At 37.7% G+C, this 17,795-nt stretch carries 17 protein-coding genes and 1 other annotated feature; of the genes, 2 read left to right on the top strand and 15 right to left on the bottom strand.

What is annotated here, in order from left to right:
* Positions 1-36 precede the first annotated feature (36 nt).
* The 15 genes from ACVWM0_RS01660 to rplK all read right to left on the bottom strand — a co-directional run bounded on the left by ACVWM0_RS01660 (position 37) and on the right by rplK (position 14,850).
* Entirely contained in the window at positions 37-1,497 is a 1,461-nt protein-coding gene (locus tag ACVWM0_RS01660) for a nicotinate phosphoribosyltransferase (protein ID WP_476472920.1), read from the bottom strand.
* A 218-nt stretch (positions 1,498-1,715) separates the two neighbouring features.
* The gene (locus tag ACVWM0_RS01655) at positions 1,716-3,188 is read right to left on the bottom strand and encodes a glycoside hydrolase family 32 protein (RefSeq protein ID WP_476472919.1); all 1,473 of its coding nucleotides are present in this window, start codon (positions 3,186-3,188) and stop codon (positions 1,716-1,718) included.
* 20 nt (positions 3,189-3,208) lie between these two features.
* Positions 3,209-4,057, bottom strand: coding sequence for a carbohydrate ABC transporter permease (locus ACVWM0_RS01650; protein WP_476472918.1), 849 nt, complete (start codon positions 4,055-4,057; stop codon positions 3,209-3,211).
* Complete coding sequence (locus tag ACVWM0_RS01645; RefSeq protein ID WP_476472917.1) at positions 4,054-4,938, bottom strand: carbohydrate ABC transporter permease; 885 nt, start codon at positions 4,936-4,938, stop codon at positions 4,054-4,056. The genes ACVWM0_RS01650 and ACVWM0_RS01645 overlap by 4 nt, the downstream gene beginning before the upstream one ends.
* A gap of 64 nt (positions 4,939-5,002) precedes the next feature.
* Positions 5,003-6,319, bottom strand: a complete 1,317-nt coding sequence (locus ACVWM0_RS01640) for an ABC transporter substrate-binding protein (protein ID WP_476472916.1) — start codon at positions 6,317-6,319, stop codon at positions 5,003-5,005.
* A gap of 155 nt (positions 6,320-6,474) precedes the next feature.
* A complete protein-coding gene (locus tag ACVWM0_RS01635; RefSeq protein WP_476472915.1) occupies positions 6,475-7,455 on the bottom strand; it encodes a LacI family DNA-binding transcriptional regulator in 981 nt (326 codons plus the stop codon).
* Positions 7,456-7,557: 102 nt separating this feature from the next.
* Positions 7,558-8,610: a Gfo/Idh/MocA family oxidoreductase gene (locus ACVWM0_RS01630; protein ID WP_476472914.1), complete on the bottom strand. Its 1,053-nt coding sequence runs from the start codon at positions 8,608-8,610 to the stop codon at positions 7,558-7,560.
* Positions 8,611-8,626: 16 nt separating this feature from the next.
* Positions 8,627-9,595, bottom strand: coding sequence for a sugar phosphate isomerase/epimerase family protein (locus tag ACVWM0_RS01625; RefSeq protein WP_476472913.1), 969 nt, complete (start codon positions 9,593-9,595; stop codon positions 8,627-8,629).
* A 23-nt stretch (positions 9,596-9,618) separates the two neighbouring features.
* Positions 9,619-10,329, bottom strand: a complete 711-nt coding sequence (locus ACVWM0_RS01620) for a ThuA domain-containing protein (RefSeq protein WP_476472912.1) — start codon at positions 10,327-10,329, stop codon at positions 9,619-9,621.
* A 15-nt stretch (positions 10,330-10,344) separates the two neighbouring features.
* Positions 10,345-11,424 (bottom strand): Gfo/Idh/MocA family protein, encoded by a 1,080-nt coding sequence (locus tag ACVWM0_RS01615; RefSeq protein WP_476472911.1) that lies wholly within the window; start codon positions 11,422-11,424, stop codon positions 10,345-10,347.
* Positions 11,425-11,504: 80 nt separating this feature from the next.
* On the bottom strand, positions 11,505-12,380 hold the full coding sequence (locus ACVWM0_RS01610; protein ID WP_476472910.1) for a helix-turn-helix transcriptional regulator: 876 nt from the start codon (positions 12,378-12,380) through the stop codon (positions 11,505-11,507).
* Between the two features lie 107 nt (positions 12,381-12,487).
* On the bottom strand, positions 12,488-12,853 hold the full coding sequence (gene rplL, locus ACVWM0_RS01605) for a 50S ribosomal protein L7/L12 (RefSeq protein WP_476472909.1): 366 nt from the start codon (positions 12,851-12,853) through the stop codon (positions 12,488-12,490).
* A 59-nt stretch (positions 12,854-12,912) separates the two neighbouring features.
* Positions 12,913-13,416 carry a 50S ribosomal protein L10 gene (gene rplJ, locus ACVWM0_RS01600; protein ID WP_476472908.1) on the bottom strand — a complete coding sequence of 168 codons (504 nt, stop codon included), beginning with the start codon at positions 13,414-13,416 and terminating at the stop codon, positions 12,913-12,915.
* Between the two features lie 37 nt (positions 13,417-13,453).
* Positions 13,454-13,576 (bottom strand) — a sequence feature (ribosomal protein L10 leader region).
* A 49-nt stretch (positions 13,577-13,625) separates the two neighbouring features.
* The gene (gene rplA, locus ACVWM0_RS01595) at positions 13,626-14,315 is read right to left on the bottom strand and encodes a 50S ribosomal protein L1 (protein ID WP_476472907.1); all 690 of its coding nucleotides are present in this window, start codon (positions 14,313-14,315) and stop codon (positions 13,626-13,628) included.
* A 112-nt stretch (positions 14,316-14,427) separates the two neighbouring features.
* Positions 14,428-14,850 carry a 50S ribosomal protein L11 gene (gene rplK, locus ACVWM0_RS01590; protein WP_476472906.1) on the bottom strand — a complete coding sequence of 141 codons (423 nt, stop codon included), beginning with the start codon at positions 14,848-14,850 and terminating at the stop codon, positions 14,428-14,430.
* Positions 14,851-15,092: 242 nt separating this feature from the next.
* On the opposite strand from rplK, the gene ACVWM0_RS01585 reads away from it, so the two are divergent.
* Together ACVWM0_RS01585 and ACVWM0_RS01580 are read left to right on the top strand one after the other, a co-directional pair.
* Positions 15,093-15,662 (top strand): GNAT family N-acetyltransferase, encoded by a 570-nt coding sequence (locus tag ACVWM0_RS01585; RefSeq protein WP_476472905.1) that lies wholly within the window; start codon positions 15,093-15,095, stop codon positions 15,660-15,662.
* 151 nt (positions 15,663-15,813) lie between these two features.
* Complete coding sequence (locus ACVWM0_RS01580; RefSeq protein WP_476472904.1) at positions 15,814-17,730, top strand: heavy metal translocating P-type ATPase; 1,917 nt, start codon at positions 15,814-15,816, stop codon at positions 17,728-17,730.
* Positions 17,731-17,795: the final 65 nt, after the last annotated feature.

The following is a 17,795-nucleotide window of genomic DNA, read 5'->3' as shown; positions in this document are numbered from 1 at the left end:
AACCTGTCTTCCTTAAGAGAAAGACAGGTTATTTTTTTATTGATTGTGTGTCATTTTTCGAATATCTGCAATAGAAGACATTTTATGGTTCCAACATTCTAACGATAAATCTACCGGGTATTTTTGAGGATTCAGATTACGTTTGTATTCTTCCCAAAGAGAATCCAAATTCCCTTTAGCATAGTCTTTCACTTCTTTTAAATCTGGTACATCGTATACCCTTTCACCCTTCACATAAATGTCTCTTAACAATGGACGGGCATCAAAATCTGTGACCGTTTTATTAATATAAGTATGTAAGGGATGAAACATGTACAGTTCTTTTTCTTTCCTTGGGTCTTCATGCCATAACGTAACATAATCTCCCTCTGACTTGTGATCGGCTCTTCTAGTAATGCGCCATACTTGTTTTTTACCTGGTGTGGTTACTTTCTCCGCATTGCTTGATAGCTTCAAGGTATCAATCATAATACCTTCGTCGTTTTCAATTGAAACTAATTTATACACAGCTCCTAAGGCTGGTTGATCGTAAGCTGTGATTAATTTTGTTCCCACACCCCACACATCAATTTTTGCTTTTTGCATTTTTAGATTCAGAATCGTTGACTCATCCAAATCATTAGACGCATAAATTTTAGCTTCTGTATAACCAGCATCATCCAATTGCTCTCTGACTTTCTTAGAGATATAGGCCATGTCACCACTATCAATTCTAACCCCTAAGAAATTAATTTTGTCACCCATCTCATTAGCTACTTTGATAGCGTTAGGCACACCTGAACGTAGGGTATCATAAGTATCCACTAAAAAGACACAGTCTTTATGTGTTTGAGCGTAGGCTTTAAAGCCTTCGTAGTCATCTAAATAAGACTGAATCAAACTGTGAGCATGCGTTCCCGATGCAGGGATGCCAAACATTTTACCCGCTCTAACATTACTGGTTGCATCAAACCCACCAATATAAGCCGCTCTCGTTCCCCAAAAAGCAGCATCCAATTCTTGCGCTCGTCTTGTGCCAAATTCCATCAATAGATCATCCCCAGATACAGCTCTGATCCTTGCAGCTTTTGTCGCAATAAGTGTCTGATAATTAATAATGTTAAGTATCGCCGTTTCGACCAACTGACATTGCGCTAAAGGCCCTTCTACTTGAAAAATAGGTTCATCATTAAACACCATTTCTCCTTCTACAGCAGAACGTACCGTACACTTAAATTCAAAGTCTTTTAAATACGTTAAAAAGGCTTCTGGATATTCTGTCACACTTCTTAAATAATCAATGTCTGACTCTGAGAACGTTAAATTATCTAAATACTGTATGGTTCTTTCTAATCCTGCGTAGATAGCATAGCCATGGTCAAATGGCATTTGTCTAAAGTAACACTCAAACACAGCATTACGATCTGCTCTTCCAAGTTCCCAATAAGTTTTCATCATATTCAATTGATATAAATCCGTATGTAAAGCTAAACTATCATCTACGTAATTTGGTTTCATAAGATTCTCCAATTCCTAATAAAAGATTATATTTACTCTCTATTTTACGACTTTCACACATTTTTCTCAACTCTTCTAGACCGTTATTCCTTAATTAAAGCCTTTTTTACCTAAAATGTCTGATAAGATTGTGTTTTATGTCATCTTTTCTTCCCTCTTTCGGCCTTTATAATCACCAAACAAAAAAAGGAGCTAGCATTAGCTACTCCTTTCGTTTCTTAATTAACGTCAGAAATCAGAATCCTCTCGAAAGTTACCATCCCTTTAGACATGATAGTTAGATCCTTCCCTCTTTCTTTTGGAAATACGGTAAAGGATAAGCTGTGTTGTTGATTCACAAACACTTCTATTGAAGAAGTATCAATGACTATTTTTAAAGTTAGCTGTCGTTGATCAGATGGTAGTGTTATTTGACGCTCTGTTAGATGGACTTTTTCTAAACCCTTAATAGAATGTCCCACATCTTTTCTACTAGCAACCAAAGTATTATTCTTGCCGTCCAATGTAATTATAAACGCTTCATTATCGGTCTCTAATAAAGATAATTCAACGTGTCCCTTTTCAGTTAATACTGCTTCAATTTCCACGACACTTTGATTTGAAAGAACATCTTGATATGTTTTACTTTCACTTACTCCAAAGGTAGCATTGTCTTCATGAACTATTGGCGTTAGAGAGGTCTCTAACTCTTTAATAGGTTCTTGGCATAGATAGTTATCAACCACGCGTAATCGGCGTGGAAGAGTCATACATCCCGCCCAGCCATGACCTAAATCATGCGTTGGAAAATTACGTTGCCACATTTGCATCCAAGCAACCATTATCCGCTCGCCCTCCTCGTTCTCACAGGTTTGAGGAGCATAAAAATCCAATCCTCCGTCTATTTCATGATAGTTATCAACCCTTAGTTTCCCCGTTTCCCAGTTCATTTCCCCAATAAATGCTACTGTAGAACTTAGGTTAGCATAAGCGTGTCCTTCTTGCTTCATTTCAATAGGCGACATAATAAGAACGTCTTTTCCATCTAGATGAAATAAATCAGGGCACTCCCACATAATTCCCTGATGCGCTTCCCCCTCTAAAACCACAGAATAAAACGTCCAAGTGAGTAAATCTTCTGACTTGAACATTAAGATACGACCTAATTCATTCGGCGTTTTCGTCGCTAAAACCGTATAGTATGCCCCGTCACGTTCTAATACTTTAGGGTCTCTAAAATCTTGACTATCTCCATAACTTCCTAGCTGTCTTTCATCAATGACAGGATTATTAGGATGCTTATCAAAATGAATGCCATCTGTCGAAGTTGCTAGACATTGCACTTCTCGTCTAACACCTTCACGGTCATAATGACCAGTATAAAGTAGGCATAATACGCCATCTTTCACTATAGCACTCCCTGAAAAACAACCATCTAACTCATAGTCTTCTGTTGGTGCTAAAGCGACAGGTAACTCTTCCCAGTGTATTAAATCCTTCGACTTAGCATGCCCCCAATGCATCGGCCCCCACACACTATCATAAGGATAAAATTGATAAAATAAATGATAATAACCTTCATAATAGACAAAACCATTAGGATCATTCATCCACCCAACAGGAGCGGCTAAATGAATGCCTTGTCGGTACTCCGGATTAACATCCGCCTTTTTTTTCCGAATATAGTCATTCGCTTTTTCTATAGTCATCATATGACAATAACCTCCTATATTTATTTAATACCCGTGCCTGATCCACCCAGACCTTGTAATATGTATTTTTGAGCAATCACATAAATCACAATTAACGGAATCGTTGATATCGTCAACACAGCCATAACTTGGTTAATGTATACTGGTTGCGTCGTATTTATCGTGGTAATAGCCACTTGCATTGAAAACTTACTCTTGTCCGTTAAAACCATCAATGGCCAAATATAATCATTCCAGCTACCTATGAAGGATAGAACTCCCACCGTTGCAATCGCAGGTTTTGACATAGGCAACATTATTTTAAAGAAAATAGTAAAAATAGTCGCACCATCAATTTGTGCTGACTCGATAATTTCATCTGGTATCGCGATAAAGAAGTTTCTAAAAAGGTAAATATTAAAAGCACTAGCCATCGCTGGTAGTATCACTGCTAATCTCGTATTGACTAACCCTAGTGCATTAACGACGGTAAATTGTGAAATCAAAATCGTTTCCATTGGAATAATTAGTAAAGCTAGCAATAATCCAAAAATGAATTTTTTTCCTGTAAAATTCAATTTAGCAAAAGCAAAACCTGCAAGAGAGTTAACAAAAATCGAACCTGCAGCAAAAGTAATCCCATAAAAAATACTATTAAACAAGTAAGTGCCTACACTAAATCGTGAAATAACCTCTGAATAAGTTATAAACCAATTGGCCGGATTCAAACTTGGTAAAAAAGCTTTAAAGGAGGTTAAATTGTTAAACACATCTGCTTCTGGTTTCATGGATGAAACAACCATCCAAAGCATCGGAAAAATAAATAAGGCTGCGAGCAAAAATAGTAACACATACTCTACCATTTTCCATGGTGTTAGTCTCTTTTTCATCCGTTGTCATCCTCCTTAATCAATTTACGTTGGGCAATGGTGATCAGTCCAATCATGGTTGTAAAGACAAGAGCAATAGAACTTGAGTACCCTACTAAACGATCTGTAAATCCAGTTTGATAGATGTAATAAACCATTGTCATCGTTGAATTCATCGGTCCTCCTTGTGTCATAACCATTGGTTGTACAATCAGTTTGAAAGCAGAAATCAATGTCGTTAATAGAACAAAAATAGCCGTTGGTTTCAACAAAGGTAATGTGATGTATCTAAATTGTTGAAATTTAGAAAAACCATCAATTTCAGCTGCTTCATACACGTCTTGTGGAATGTTTTGCATGCCTCCTAATAATAATAACATTTGATAACCAGCTCCTTGCCAAGCAGACACAAACACAATGGTATACATGGCTTGATTCGGACTTGTTAAGAACGGTTGAGAAGAGATGCCTACTTTATTCAATAAGGCATTGATCAGCCCATCGTTTGGATTAAGCAAATACAACCACAAAATAGAAATAACAACTAAGGACATGACAACGGGAGCAAAAAATGCGACTTTGAAAAACATGTTCCCTTTACGTTGCTTGTTGATTAACAAAGCCATACCTAAAGCTGCTCCTAATTGGACAGGGATAATCCATATGACAAATTTCCCTGTATTCAGGACACTTTTTATAAAGATAGGATCTTGAACAAGTCGTTTGAAATTGTCTAATCCTACAAATTGTCTGGCATCAGGTGTCAGTAAGTAATAGTCTGTAAACGCATAATAGAAAACCATACCAATTGGAATTAATAGAAAAATACTAAGTAAAATAAGAGCCGGTGCTAAAAAACTATAACCAATCAGATTTTCTTTTAGTGTTGGTTTCTTGTTCATGATGTTCCTCCTTTTAAGAGAAGGATGCTTACTTCACTCAACGAAGTAAGCACCTCTTATCTCCTTATTTTTTCAACGAATTATCAATCGCTTGTTGCATCTCTTTCGCACGCTCATCCGCTACTTTTTTAACGTCTGGGTTTTGATCATAATAAGTAATGTCTTGAATCGTTTGTTGGAACGCTCTTGATACTTGAGGATAAGCAACAACAACAGGTCTAGCATGTCCTGATTGTTGGTTTTGTTCCATCAAGAATTTCATTCCTTCAGGTACGTCCTCTTTGATTAATTCAATGGTTGAATGTCTAATTGGTAAAACACTGTTACCTAAACTCAGGATTTTACTTGATTCAGTACTTGTCGCATGAACGATAAAGGCTGCAGCTGCTTCTTGTTTCTCAGTACTAGTTGTCATTGCTAATTCCCAACTACCAGTTGGTGAGACTAATTCTTTCGTTGTATCAGAGACTGGATAAGGTAGAATACCGTAATCAAGGGATTGGTAGTTAGCCTCTAAATCAGCCATTGTCCATGAACCACTTAGATATAATGGGTATTTCCCTGTTTCGAAACCTTTTTCAATTGGCGTCACCGCTACGATATCCTTTTTAATCAACCCTTGAATAAATTCTAAAGACTCAACTGTTTCTTTAGAATTAAAAACACCTTCTGCTTGCGTTCCATCTTCATTAACTAAATTACCACCATTTGACCAAACAAAAGGCGTGTAGCCATATGTCAACATTTCATCTTTATTCGCAATTTGCATATCGAATACTGGTCCATCAAATGTCTTTTGTAATGTTTCTGCTGTTTTTTCAAACTCTGACCAAGTCCAAGGTTTTTCTAAAGTTGGTAACTCAGATTCCTTGATACCAGCTTCTTTGAACATTGTTTTATTGTAATAGATTCCCACATTTGATTCAGAGAAACCAAAGGCATACATTTTTCCGTCATAAGTTCCTTGTGTTTTAATACTCTCTAACACATCATCCATATCAGCATCTTTTAGATAATCATCTAGCGGGGAAATCACTCCTGAGTGAGCATATGCTGCTGTATTAGGTCCGTCTAACGTAATAACGTCTGGTAACGTTTTAGTCGTCACAGCTGCGTTTACCTTATCTTCATAACCCCCACCGCTTCCACTACGAGGGATATACTCTGTAGTGACCGTGTATTTTCCTTTGTTTTCTTCATTGAAGTTGTCGACAATCTCTTTCCACGCTTCTCCTTCAGGTGTTTCATCTGAGAATTGTACCCATACAGAAATATCTCCAGGATTGTCATTTTTTTTAGCTTTTTCTTTGTTGCCGCCACAAGCAGCTAACAATGTTACACTGGCCAACATTAACGCACTAATTTTCCACACTTTTTTCATTGATATCCCTCTTTCTTTTTTGGAACGTTCAAATTATTTACTAAAAATAAAAACAATTCGATAAAACATTGCCTTTACTTTCGTCTCCATCAATTTGGAAACGTTTCCGTTTCTGTTATAAAGTTAACATCATTTAATAATGATGTCAACTATTTTTATCCTATTTTTTTCGTAGTTGTTCCTTCAAATAACTGTATAGGTAAAACAACTCTCTTAGAAGTAGACTTATAAGCCACGTTAGATAACAATATATCCACAGATTTTTTTGCCATCTCTTGGATAGGTTGGACAATCGTACTGAGATAAGGTTGATGCTCCATGTACATCCTCACTCCATCAAATCCCATCACTTGGACATCTTCTGGTACCCGTTTGCCTAGCTTTGTTGTCAAAATAGACATAACATTCATCGCCATTACGTCGTTTACTCCGAGAAAGCCATCTATTTCAGGATACTCCTCAAAAAAAGCCAGAATCGTTTGCTCTAAATCCAGCACAGGTTCGGACATATGAAGCAACCGATAAGAAACACCTTGCTCTTTCAAATAACTCGTAAACCCTTCTTTTCTATGAGTCGTTTCATTTTTAAACGTTGAATAGCTTCCAATATAAGCTGGACATGTCACACCACAGTCTAGTAAATGCTTCGCAGCAAGACGTCCCCCTGCTTCATTATCACAAGTGACATAATTAATGTCTTCTGAGAAATGACGGTCAATACTGACAAATGGGATGTTACTAGATACATATTTATCAATATCTGAATAAGTAATGCCAATAATACCATCCACTTTATTTTGCTTAACCATTTGCACATACTCTGCCTCTTTTTTAGGATCACCATCTGCATTACATAACAATACCTTATAATGTTCTTTAGCTAAATATTGTTCCACATGATAGGCAAATTCTGCAAAAAAAGGATGCCATATCGTTGGAATAATTAATGCAATGGTTTGCGTTTTGTTCATTTTTAACCCTCTAGCGTATTCATTAGGTTCGTAATTTAACTCTTTAATTGCAGCTTCTACCTTTTCTTTCGTGGCTTCTTTTACCTTAACCCCGTTAATAACACGAGACACCGTCCCCACCCCAACGCCAGCTAAAGCTGCTACATCTTTCATTGTTGCTTTCATACAAAACACCCCTCTAACACCTTTGATTTTATCACAAAGTTGACCTTTTGCGTATTGGTCTAGATAAAAAGAGGCAGCTCTTTTGAGCTCCCTCTTTCTTTCCTATTCAAAAGGCATCACTTGTCCCGTATTATGAGCCTCAAATATTGTCTCAATTAACGCTAACACTCGGCGAACCTCCGTGTTTTTCACTACAGGTTCCGCATTTTTCCTGATGACATCATGGAAATTTTGATAAAACGTTGTGGTCATTACTTTTCCTTCAGGTAAGTCAAAGCGTGTCGTTGCCTCTTCTGACGGTGGCGCCATTGTTTTAGTCAGACCTTGTCCAGCTTTTATCGGGATAAGATTATGGTGGTCAATAGCACCTGTCTGCTTAACAATGTGGCCTGATAGATCCCAATCATAAATAACACCTGAACCTTCTAGTCCCTTAATATACCAACGAGGTAATGTAACAAAATTAGTTGTTCCCACTTCAACGACCGCTTTGACACCGTTCTCAAAGGTTAAATAACTAATGAACCCATCATCTACATCATCTCCTAGAATAAAACTTAAATCAGCAGCGACTTTCTTCACAGGGCTATCAATAAAATATAACAATTGATCTAACAAGTGAACGCCCCAATCCAAAAGCATTCCACCACCGTGTTGTTTCATATGACGCCAATCGCCAGGGATACCATTAGCACCGTGCACTCGAGATTCTAGTTGGAATACCTCCCCTATTGGTTGGGTTTCATACAACGAGGCAATCATTAAAAAGTCAGCATCCCAACGACGGTTTTGATGTACCATAAATACCTTTCCAGTGTCCTTGGCTACTAATAAGACAGCATCTAATTCCTCTGTACTCATCATTACAGGTTTTTCACAAACAACGTGTTTTCCCGCTTCCAACGCTTTGATAGCAATATCACAGTGCGTATCATTAGGTGTCGCAATCAAAACAGCTTCTACTTCCTCATCTGACAATACCTCTTCCAAAGAAGAATACACCTTAAACCCTGCCTCTTGTCCCATACCTAAACGAACATCGTCTACGTCATATATCCCATGAACAAGGATTCCCTCAGATTCTTTAATCAGTTCACGAGCATGATAACTCCCCATACCGCCGTAACCGACAATCACTAACTTAATTGTTTCCATCTCTTTCTCTCCTCATCTAGGCCCACCACATATCGGTTGGGTTATCTTTTATCATAATGGATTGTAGATTCCTCACCGCACGTGCAAACCCTTCATCAATCGACATCAACGGGTCTTCATGCTCGATACTTAGAACATAATCATAACCATATAATCTCAATGCACTCACAATATCTGACCACTCTTGCATACTATGACCACACCCAACAGAACGGAACGTCCAAGCCCTCGTTTGTACATTCCCATACGATTGCATATCTGTTAAGCCATACATATTAATATTCTCTTGATCTAAGTAAGTATCCTTCGCATGAAAATGATGAATGGCGTTTTCCTTACCTAATATCTTGATAGCTCCAACGGGGTCTATTCCTTGCCACCATAAATGAGAAGGATCCAAATTACAACCGATGTTATCTCCAGCTGCATCTCGTAGTTTCAACATAGTATACGGTGTGTGCGCTAGAAAACCGCCATGAAGTTCAATCCCAATCTTTACACCCGCCGCATGACACTCTTCATTAATTCCTTTCCAGTATGGGATTAACTTTTCTTCCCACTGATAATGATAGATGTCCGTGTAGTCTGTTGGCCAAGGTAACACAGGCCAGTTAACACTGGTATCTGTCGCGTTGCCTCCTGCCACACCAGAAAACCCATTGACCACAGGTACATTCATTAATGAAGCTAATTTAATGGTTTTTCTTAAAAGACTATCTGCTTCTTGTGCTTCTTTTAGTTTAGGAGAAATAGGGTTATGATGTGCACTAAAGGCACTAATACCTAACCCTTTATCTGCCAATTTAGCGGTGTATTCTTTTCTTGCATCACTGCTAGCCAATAAAGCATCTACATCACAATGAGCCTTACCAGGTGACCCCCCTGTCCCGATTTCAACCATTTGTAAACCTTGCTCTGCTACTTTATCAATCATTTCCTCAAATCCTAAATGATTAAATAATGGTGTAAATACACCTAATTTCATAGTAAACATCCTTTCTTAGTCGTTTATAGTGTTTCTAGAGGTTGATGATTGCCATAATTGGGATAATAATTATCCATCGGTGCACACCAATTAACCGCATTCAGAATGACTCGCTGTACCTTGGGATGATAATAAGAAGGATAGGTCTCATGTCCTGGCTGGAAATAAAAAATCTTCCCATTCCCTCTTCGATACGTACATCCTCCTCGAAAAACCTCTCCTCCTGGGTACCAATTAATAAAAATTAAGTCCTCTGGTGTAGGTATATCAAAATGTTCGCCATACATTTCCTCTTTTTCAAGTTCAATGTATTCCCCAATTCCTTCTACAATGGGATGACTTGGGTTAACATTCCAAATACGACAATGCTCTTCCGCTTCCCGCCATTTTAAGTCACAGCTTGTTCCCATTAATTTAATAAATAATTTTGACATATGGCCCGAATGTAAAACAATCAACCCCATGCCTTCCAAGACGCGTTGATGTACTCTGTTGACAATCACATCTTGTACTTCGTCATGAGCGATATGCCCCCACCAAATCAATACATCTGTTTCATTTAACACCTCTTCCGTCAGACCATGTTCATCATCGTCTAATGTTGCTGTTCTTACGACAAAATCTTCCTCTAGAAAAGTGCGAAGCTGCTCATGAATCCCATTTGGGTAAATCTCTTTGACTTTACTATCGCTTTTTTCATGCCTAAACTCATTCCATACCGTTACATTAATCAACCTACGTCACCTTCTTTATTTATTTAAAAATACGGGCTCTCCTCGTTCAGCAGATAGATACATTGCCTCTAAAATTTCTGTCACTACTAGAGCTTCTTCAGGCTTAACCACAGGCTCTGTGTCATTCACTATCGCATCAATCCAAGACTTGGCTTCTAGTAAAGCAGGATCATCTTCTGCCCCATCGTAAAAAGCCACCCCTCCTGTTTGTAATTCTATCTTTTGCTGATACAACAACCCGTGATGCTCTCCATTCAAAGTTAAGCCATCTTTCATATCAGCACCACCTTGTGTTCCAGAAAGACTGGTCTTCGCCTCATCCACATCTAAACTGTTAAGTGCCCAGCTCGATTCTAAGATAATACTCGCACCATTTTCCATAGTAATAAAACCAAAAGCGGAATCTTCTACTGTAAATTTCTCAGGATCCCAAGATCCCCAAGCATTCGCAGCGTTTTTAGTTTTTGATAATTCGTGGTACGTATTACCTACGACATATTTTGGTTTATAATTATTCATCATCCACAAGGTAAGGTCCAATGCGTGGGTACCAATATCAATCAACGGGCCTCCCCCTTGTGCTTCTTCATCTAAAAATACCCCCCAAGTCGGAACTGCACGACGACGAATCGCATGGGACTTCCCTAAATAAATATCCCCTAACTCACCCTCTGAACAAACCCTTTGAAGATAAGTCGCATCTTTTCTAAACCTATTTTGGTAACCAATAGTTAATTTCTTCCCTGTTTCTCTAGATGCTTCTAACATAGCTCTGGCTTCTTCACTCGTCTTTGCCATAGGTTTTTCACACATGACATGTTTATTAGCTTTCATCCCAGCGATAGAAATAGTACTATGAGAATTATTCGGTGTACACACATGAATAATATCAATGCTGTCATCCTTTAAAAGCTCACTATAATCGGTGTAAACCCTACTGTTAGGACCTCCGTAATCATTTCTAGCTTGTTCAGCTCTTTCAATGTCCGTATCACAAAAAGCCGCCATTTCAACTTTTTCTATTTTACTTAACGCAGGCATATGCTTCCCATTAGCAATACCTCCACACCCAATAATCCCAATTTTCAATGTCATAATAAAAAAACCTCCATCATTGTTTTTTTGCTATCTCTAGCATACAAAACATTGATAAGGTTTTCTTCCCTAATTTATGGCTAATTATTCCCGAATTTTGTCTTCTGATACTTTAAAGGAGACATTCCAACATACTCTTTAAAGACATGGTGAAATGTTTTCACACTATTGAAGCCAGATTTTTCAGCTACCTCTATCATTGGTAAGCTTTCATGGGCTAATATGTATTTCGCTTGATTGATTCGATATTCTGTTAAAAATTGCATAAAAGTTTGACCTGTATTTTTTTTGAAAAAACGAGAAAAATAATAAGGACTGAAACCACTAAATCGAGCGACACTATCTAACGTGATGCCTTCATTGTAGTTCTCTTCGATAAAAATAAAAATAGCGTTCAACCGCTCTAACGTCTCATTGTTTTTAATCGCAGCAACAAAATCCTTATTCATCACCGTTCCTTCCTTCTTTGGAACCTCTCGGTAGAAACAAGCTACCAGTTGATATAATTCTCCAAAAATAGCATACTCAAATCCCTTTGGCTGATAATGTGCTTCTTCATATAAAATCTCTAGGTGTTGCACTATACATGACACCACAGAACTAGGCCAATGTTTACTATGATTATGAATCCTCTCAAAGGTTTTTAATAGTTCTTTTTGTTCTGTTTCTTTAATAAAAACATCTCTAAAAAGACCCAAATCAAATTGATAAACAATCCTAACACTTCCGGGAGAAGCTAAAAAATAGTGTGGTTCCCCACTACCAAAAATAAACACTTCTCCTTCATGCACTTGTATCAATTGATCATCGTGACCGATATTTACTGATCCCTTAGTAACATAAATCATTTCAATTTCTTTGTGCCAATGAGGAGAAACAATTGTTTCTCCTACATTTTCAAAGGTTCTAAAAGAAAAAGGCAAATCCCATTCTGGAAATTCTAAATATAAACTCATACAAGTCCCTCGTTTCAACCATTCACTCTTACCTTAGTATAACAAAGTCCATCATTTATTTGAAAATAAAAAAAAAGAAGGTATAAATACCTTCTTTTTAAACATTATTATTTTAATGTAATTGAAGCGCCAACTTCTTCTAATGAAGCTTTTAATGCTTCTGCTTCTTCTTTAGAGATGCCTTCTTTAACTGCTGATGGAGCTCCATCAACTACAGCTTTAGCTTCTTTAAGTCCTAAACCAGTTGCTTCGCGAACTGCTTTGATAACTTTAACTTTTTGGTCTCCAGCTGCAGTTAATTCTACAGTGAATTCAGTTTGTTCAGCAGCAGCAGCGCCACCTTCAGCAGCAGCAGCTACAGGAGCAGCAGCTGAAACGCCAAACTCTTCTTCGATTGCTTTAACTAAGTCGTTTAATTCTAAGATTGTTGATTCTTTTAAATCAGCAACAATTTGTTCAATATTTAATGCCATTGTAATTTCCTCCGTTATTTTATCTTACGATAGTTTTTTTAGTTAAGCAGCTAATTGGATTAAGCTACTTCTTCTTCTTTGTCGTCTGCAACAGCTTTGACTGCGTATGCAACATTGCGTACAGGCGCTTGTAGTACTGATAGTAACATAGATAGTAAACCGTCGCGGTTTGGTAATTTTGCAAGTGCAAGAATTTCTTCAATTGAAGAAACGTTACCTTCTACTACCCCACCTTTGATTTCTAATGCTTCTGCCTCTTTTGAAAAATCATTCATGATTTTAGCAGGGGCAATCACATCATCATTACTGAATGCTACGGCTGTAGGTCCAACGAATACGTCTTCCATTCCTTCCAAGCCAGCTTTTTCAGCAGCACGGCGTAAGATACCATTTTTGATAACTTTCATCTCAACGTTGGCTTCACGTAATTGTTTACGTAAACTTGTTGCTTGATCTACTGTTAAACCACGGTAATCGACAACGACTACTGATGCAGCTTCTTTCAATTTTGCAGCAACAACGTCAACTTCTTGAGATTTTTTAGCGATTGATGCTTCACTCATGTATTTTCACCTCCTGGATTGTTAGATGGTGGAGTTTTTTTGCATAAAAAAACTCCATGCCACCGTTGACATAGAGGGACTATTGAATACTCAATACGGTCCTCGGCAGGAAATTAAGACTTGCGTCACCTACTGTCTTCGGCACATTTATTATAACCTAGACAACTGTACCATGTACAATTGTCTAAGTCAAGTTAAAATAGATTAAATTAGAAAGAAGCTTTGTCTACTTTAACTCCAGGTCCAAATGTTGTTGTAACTGTTAAGTTTTCGATGTAGTTACCTTTAGCTGCAGCTGGTTTAGCTTTTAAGATTACATCGTGGATTGTTTCAAAGTTTTCGATTAATTTAGCATCGTCAAATGAAACTTTTCCGATTGGAACGTGGATGTTACCTTGTTTGTCAACGCGGTAAGTTACTTTACCAGCTTTAACTTCTTCGATAGCTTTTGTAACGTCCATTGTTACTGTTCCAGTTTTAGGGTTAGGCATTAAACCTTTAGGTCCTAATACGCGTCCTAATTGTCCAACTTGTGCCATCATGTCAGGTGTTGCTACTACAACGTCAAAGTCGAACCAGCCACCTTTAATTTTAGCTACTAAGTCATCTTCACCTACGTAGTCAGCGCCAGCAGCTTCTGCTTCTTTTGCTTTTTCGCCTTTAGCAAACACTAAAACTGATTGTGTTTTACCAGTTCCGTTTGGAAGTACTACTGCTCCACGGATTTGTTGGTCTGCTTTTTTAGGATCTACGTTTAATCTATAAGCAACCTCTACAGTTGCGTCAAATTTTGCAATGTTAGTATCTTTCGCTAAAGCGACAGCTTCTGCTACTGAATATTCTTTCATTACTTCTACTTTTTTTAATGCATCTTGCATTTTTTTGCTTTTTTTAGCCATTTTTGAATTTCCTCCTTGATTGTGGTTATGATGGATGAACCTCCCATGCTTCTATATCTTGCAATATAGATAAGAATGAGACGTCTCCTCTAAGTTCTGGATTGACAGTAAATTATTCTACTGTGATACCCATGCTTCTTGCAGTACCTTCTACCATGCGCATTGCTGCTTCAACGTCTGCTGCGTTTAAATCTGGCATTTTAGTTTCAGCTATTTCTTTCACTTGGTCTTTAGTTACTGTTGCAACTTTCTTAGAGTTTGGTTCACCTGAACCTTTATCAATTTTAGCCGCTTTTTTAAGTAATACAGCCGCTGGTGGAGTTTTTGTAATGAAAGTAAATGAACGGTCTTCATATACTGAGATTACAACTGGAATAATTAAACCTGCTTGGTCTGCTGTACGAGCATTGAATTCTTTAGTGAATCCCATGATGTTAACTCCCGCTTGACCTAATGCTGGTCCTACTGGTGGTGCTGGTGTTGCTTTCCCCGCAGGAATTTGTAACTTAACTAATTTTTCTACTTTTTTTGCCACGAGACATACCTCCTTAAGTCCGTGATGTGGTTTAATGGAGATGGAAATTTCTCCTCCCACATTCTGAAACAGTACAAGTCAATAATTGACGTACCAACACATTATACTCATATTAAATTATAATTGCAAGCACAAACCCACTTTTTCTATAACTTTCTCTATATTCTGAATGGTCCTTATTTGACACTCAAAAGAACATCATGCTAGAGTGAGGACAGATATTTTTAGGAGGAATAAGGATTATGATTCGTTTTGCAAAACCAAGTGACGGACGAGAAGCCATTGAACTCGTTATGATTGTCTTAAGAGATATGGAATTAGATATTTTTAACAAATTGCCAGAAGAACGGGTAATTGACCTATTAGTAGAAGCTTTTGAAACAGAACCAGACTATCGTTATGGTTACAATAATGCTCTGATAAAAGAGATTAACGGTGAAGTAGCAGGTGTCGCATTTGGCTATCCAGACCACTGGGAAGAAGTTATTGATGAACCTTTCATTCAATTATTAGAAAAGAATGGGTTGTCTCGTGATCACCGTTTGTTTACTGAAGCAGAAGTGTTTGAAGGAGAATGGTATTTGGACACCCTAGTAACTTCTCAAAAATTCCGAGGGCAAGGAGTAGCAACTGAATTACTTGATGCTCTTCCTACACAAGCAAAAAAACATAACTTAACCAAATTAGGCTTAAATTGTGACCAAGGAAACGATGGTGCGCGTAAAGTTTATATTAACAACGGACTAGAAAAAGTCGGGGAAATTGATATTGCTAATCATCGTTATGACCACTTACAAAAAGAAGTCATCTAACTTAAAAGAATAGATTCGATAAAAAAGAGGGACATCTTAAAGATGTCCCTCTTTTTTTGCTATATATTCTTGCAATTGTCTTTAAACCCGTTTATAATTATATATGAACATATGAATATATATTCATATATAATTATTAGGAGGGATTACTATGACTCACCAACATGAACACACACACCCACATAATCACACTGATGAACATTCACATGGCGCGTTACCAGTTTACCTATTCTTCATGGGGCTTGCTACATTTATCATTAGTTTTTTCGTCCCAACCGGTTTTTGGCAAAATATTTTTTCTACCCTAACTATTTTCCTTTCTGGCTACCATGTGATTTTTGAAGGTTTTGAAGACACTTATATCCAAACAAGCATCAATAAAAAATTCACGCCGAACGTCCATGTACTCATGGCTCTAGCAGCATTCGGTGCCGCTTTAATTGGTGACTTCCGAGAAGGTGCGCTTCTTATTTTAATCTTTGCCGGTGCTCATTTCTTAGAAGATTACGTTGAAGGAAAAAGTAAACGAGAAATTACAAATCTGCTCAAAATGAATCCCACAGAAGCAAGACGATTCAACGAAGATGGTTCGACTACCATTGTCGATGTGGCTGAGTTAAGAGTGGGTGATTTGGTTCAGGTATTAAACGGGGATCAAGTACCAACGGATGGTATTATTACTTCTGGATTTACCACGATTGATGAATCTTCTATCAATGGCGAAAGTATGCCTGCAGATAAAGTCATCGGTGACGCTATATACGGTAGTACCATCAATGGAACTGGTACCATTACCATGGAAGTGTCAAAAGAGAGCAAAGACACCGTCTTCGCTAAAATCATGGCTCTCGTCAGCGATTCCCAAAGCAACTTATCAAAAACAGCGACTAAAATTAAACGTTTTGAACCTAAGTATGTGACTTTAGTACTCGTCTTAGTGACTCTTTACATCATTCTAACTCCTTTTATACTTGGTTATTCTTGGCATACTAGTTTTTACAAAGGAATGGTGTTTCTAACCGTCGCTTCTCCTTGTGCCTTAGCTGCTAGTGATATACCAGCTACTCTATCAGGCATCTCGAACTTAGCTAAAGAAGGGGTTCTTTTCAAAGGCGGTTCCTTCCTTTCAAACTTATCTGATATTAAAGCGATTGCCTTTGATAAAACAGGCACTCTAACAGAAGGGAAACCAGAAGTAACTGATGTCCTTTTCCATACAACAGATCAAGTTAAGCAACAACACTACACAAACATTGTGATTGCTATGGAGAAACTATCCAATCATCCTCTAGCAGATGCTATTTTAAACGCGTTAGAAGAAACTGAAAACATTGACTTAGAGATAGACAATCAGATTGGATCAGGATTAGTGACGCATTACAACGGAAATCTTTATAACATTGGTAAACCTTCACAGTTTAGCCAAGTGCCTGAAGCCATCAAATCCACTACTTCTACCTTAATGACTGAAGGTAAAACCGTTGTATATATTGCAGAAAACAATACTGTTGTTGGCTTGATTGCTATGATGGACCTACCTAATGAACATGCTAAACCTGTGATCGCCTACTTAAAAGAACAAGGTATCCATACAACAATGATTACAGGAGATGCAGAATCAACAGGTATCGCTGTAGCAAATCAGTTACATATGGATGAAGTGGTAGGAAATGTCTTACCTGAAAACAAATCAGATATTGTGAGCAAACTGCAAGATACATATGGCCAAACAGCTATGATTGGCGATGGCGTTAACGATGCCCCAGCGTTAGTGAAAGCCAACATTGGTATTGCTATGGGGGAAGGGACAGATGTAGCGATTGATGTAGCTGACGTTGTATTGATGAAAAATGATTTAACGAAACTGAGTTATGCCCATAAAGTCTCTAAAAAACTAGACAAAGTCGTCACACAAAATATTATTTTTTCCATGTTAATCGTCCTACTGTTAGTGTTGCTAAATATCTTCGGTAACCTTAATTTACCACTTGGTATTATCGCTCACGAAGGCAGTACATTAATTGTTCTACTAAATGGTCTACGTTTATTAAAACCATTACCTAAATAAACAAAAGGATACCTCTTTTTTTAAAGAGGTATCCTTTTTGGTATAAAAAAAGACGATGTCTGTCA

It is taken from the genome of Vagococcus sp. 211 (assembly GCF_056322705.1).
The sequence above is the reverse complement of the archived record's forward strand: the minus strand, read 5'-3'. Positions and strand labels throughout refer to the sequence as shown.

Excerpts from the sequence above, each read along its gene's own strand:
- rplL (WP_476472909.1), bottom strand. The coding sequence starts at position 12,853 with ATGGCATTAAATATTGAACAAATTGTTGCTGATTTAAAAGAATCAACA.
- ACVWM0_RS01660 (WP_476472920.1), bottom strand. The coding sequence starts at position 1,497 with ATGAAACCAAATTACGTAGATGATAGTTTAGCTTTACATACGGATTTA.
- ACVWM0_RS01645 (WP_476472917.1), bottom strand. The coding sequence starts at position 4,938 with ATGAACAAGAAACCAACACTAAAAGAAAATCTGATTGGTTATAGTTTT.
- ACVWM0_RS01650 (WP_476472918.1), bottom strand. The coding sequence starts at position 4,057 with ATGAAAAAGAGACTAACACCATGGAAAATGGTAGAGTATGTGTTACTA.
- ACVWM0_RS01630 (WP_476472914.1), bottom strand. The coding sequence starts at position 8,610 with ATGGAAACAATTAAGTTAGTGATTGTCGGTTACGGCGGTATGGGGAGT.
- rplJ (WP_476472908.1), bottom strand. The coding sequence starts at position 13,416 with ATGAGTGAAGCATCAATCGCTAAAAAATCTCAAGAAGTTGACGTTGTT.
- ACVWM0_RS01655 (WP_476472919.1), bottom strand. The coding sequence starts at position 3,188 with ATGATGACTATAGAAAAAGCGAATGACTATATTCGGAAAAAAAAGGCG.
- ACVWM0_RS01640 (WP_476472916.1), bottom strand. The coding sequence starts at position 6,319 with ATGAAAAAAGTGTGGAAAATTAGTGCGTTAATGTTGGCCAGTGTAACA.
- ACVWM0_RS01580 (WP_476472904.1), top strand. The coding sequence starts at position 15,814 with ATGACTCACCAACATGAACACACACACCCACATAATCACACTGATGAA.
- ACVWM0_RS01625 (WP_476472913.1), bottom strand. The coding sequence starts at position 9,595 with ATGAAATTAGGTGTATTTACACCATTATTTAATCATTTAGGATTTGAG.
- rplA (WP_476472907.1), bottom strand. The coding sequence starts at position 14,315 with ATGGCTAAAAAAAGCAAAAAAATGCAAGATGCATTAAAAAAAGTAGAA.
- ACVWM0_RS01615 (WP_476472911.1), bottom strand. The coding sequence starts at position 11,424 with ATGACATTGAAAATTGGGATTATTGGGTGTGGAGGTATTGCTAATGGG.
- ACVWM0_RS01585 (WP_476472905.1), top strand. The coding sequence starts at position 15,093 with ATGATTCGTTTTGCAAAACCAAGTGACGGACGAGAAGCCATTGAACTC.
- ACVWM0_RS01610 (WP_476472910.1), bottom strand. The coding sequence starts at position 12,380 with ATGAGTTTATATTTAGAATTTCCAGAATGGGATTTGCCTTTTTCTTTT.
- ACVWM0_RS01635 (WP_476472915.1), bottom strand. The coding sequence starts at position 7,455 with ATGAAAGCAACAATGAAAGATGTAGCAGCTTTAGCTGGCGTTGGGGTG.